A 2,174-nucleotide genomic window follows, 5' to 3' on the forward strand; every position below is an offset into this window, starting at 1 on the left:
GTGGAAGCTTAAAGGATACAGTAGGAGTATTAAATCCATATAGGTATAGAGGATATAGGTATGATACTGAAACTGGGCTTTATTACTTGCAGAGTAGATACTATAATCCGGAGTGGGGAAGGTTTATTAATGCGGATGATACTGACCAGCTAGATGATACAAATGAAGATTTGTTAGATTATAATATGTTCGCATATTGTAACAATAATTCAGTAAATAAAGCTGATAATGATGGACGTTTTGCATACGCATTGTATTTTGTTCCAGGAATTGGAGAAGTTGCATTAAGTATAACTGCAATAGGATTTGCGGCATATGGAACTTACAAAGTTGTATCTTGGGCTAGTCGGAGAATTATGTATACTAATAGTAAAAGTAATCACAATGTGCCTGTAGGAAGGATCAATAGAAAAAAACAAGGACGAGAAGTAAATGAAAAAAAGCGAGTAAACAACAAAAAATTTAAATCTAGAAGCAATAAAAATCCAAATAGACCTATGAAAAAACATACACCATCAAGAAAAGGTCATACTAAATATTATTAATTGAGAGGAGACATTATTGAATGGCTTATGCTGGATTGAATATTAGGTGTGAAAGTCATATAGATTTACAGTTAAGAGATATAATTATTGAGTTTGCAAGGTGGATTAGAAAAAAATATACATTCCCAATAGGCGTTACTGTATATATAAGAAACGAATATAAAAATAAGGCAAAGGATAAACAAGATTTTTGGGCATCATTTTTTGCACCAGATAATCATGAATATAATCCTTACATTAGAGTAGAAATTAAAAATCATAAAACTAATATAGCTGATATTAATGATTTTAGAAAATCTATATTAGGGTCTATAGCTCATGAGATAATTCATTATTTTCAGTGGATTGAAAAAGCAGATTTTTGTGAGAAAGCTGCTGAAAATAAATCAAGAAAGTTGGTGGAATTATTTATAGAAGAAAGAGCATATGATTTAACGGTAACAAATAAAGCAAAAAAGTTATTAGAATTGGCTGATAAAAAGTGTAAAAATGAAGCTTTTAATGAGGCGATTTTAATTTATAATAAAGTAATAGAAACTGGTTGTTATGATTATGGAAATGTATATAATTCCATTGGGTATTGTTATGATTGCATGGGAAATTATAATAAATCCTTAATATATTATGATGAGGCTCTAAAGGTTAATAATAAAAATAGCATAATATATATGAATAAAGGTTTTGCGCTGCAGTCGCTTGGAAGACATAAAGAAGCAATAGAGAGTTTTGATAGCTCACTTGAGATTATGCCAAGTAAAGAAGTTTATGCATTTAAAGCTGATTCACAAGGAAGAATCAAAAAATTTAAGGAAGCTATAGAATGCTGTGATAAAGCTTTAAAGTTAGATTTGAATTATGATGTAGCATACAATATGAAAGGTCAATTTTTATGTGCTATAAAAGAATTTTATGAAGCGAAAAAAATGCTTTTAAAAGCAATCTCTATTAATTCAGAGTATGCCGATGCTTATTATAATTTAGCATTAGTGTGTGTAAAGCTAAATGATTTTGAAATATCAATTGATTATCTTAAAGTAGCGATAAAATTAGATCAGCAATATGAAGAATATGCAGCTGAAGATGGCATTTGGAAAAATTATATTTAAAAGTTACAGAAGAAAATTAAAAAAGTATATGTAATATTAAAAAGATGATTTCTGAATTAAACAGAAATCATCTTTTTAATATTGTATATAGTGTTTGCAGCTATGTTTTTAGGTTAGAACTATCAAGTACATCATAGGACTTATTGACAGTACAGGAACGCAGGTAGTAAGCTATACTTATGATACTTTGGGGTAAACTTATATCAATAGGTGGAAGCTTAAAGGATACAGTAGGAGTACTAAATCCATATAGGTATAGAGGGTATAGGTATGATACTGAAACTGGGCTTTATTATTTGCAATCAAGGTACTATAACCCTGAGTGGGGAAGGTTTATTAATACCGATTCAATAGTTGGACAAACCGGAGAACTATTGGGACATAATATGTTTTCATATTGCAAAAATAATGCTGTAAATATGTCAGATGCAAATGGAAATAGGCCAGAATTTTCAGGTACTGGACATGATACAGGTGAGGATTTGGAAGTATCTCTAGCAATAATGAATAATAGATATGATTA

General features: G+C 29.7%; 2 protein-coding genes and 1 pseudogene. All 3 read left to right on the top strand.

Annotated features, from left to right (window positions below; genetic code table 11):
• On the top strand, nucleotides 1-545 hold a 545-nt coding region (locus LQK79_RS20725), incomplete at its 5' end, for an RHS repeat-associated core domain-containing protein (protein ID WP_231017779.1).
• Nucleotides 546-565: 20 nt separating this feature from the next.
• Nucleotides 566-1,651: a tetratricopeptide repeat protein gene (locus LQK79_RS20730; RefSeq protein ID WP_231017781.1), complete on the top strand. Its 1,086-nt coding sequence runs from the start codon at nucleotides 566-568 to the stop codon at nucleotides 1,649-1,651.
• A 121-nt stretch (nucleotides 1,652-1,772) separates the two neighbouring features.
• A pseudogene (locus tag LQK79_RS20735) lies at nucleotides 1,773-2,088 on the top strand (RHS repeat-associated core domain-containing protein); the annotation flags it as partial.
• Between the last annotated feature and the right edge of the window lie 86 nt (nucleotides 2,089-2,174).

Source organism: Clostridium guangxiense, from assembly GCF_021043395.1.
GTDB lineage: Bacteria > Bacillota > Clostridia > Clostridiales > Clostridiaceae > Clostridium_S > Clostridium_S guangxiense.

Coding starts and splice junctions, on each gene's coding strand:
- LQK79_RS20730 (WP_231017781.1), top strand. CDS start 566: ATGGCTTATGCTGGATTGAATATTAGGTGTGAAAGTCATATAGATTTA.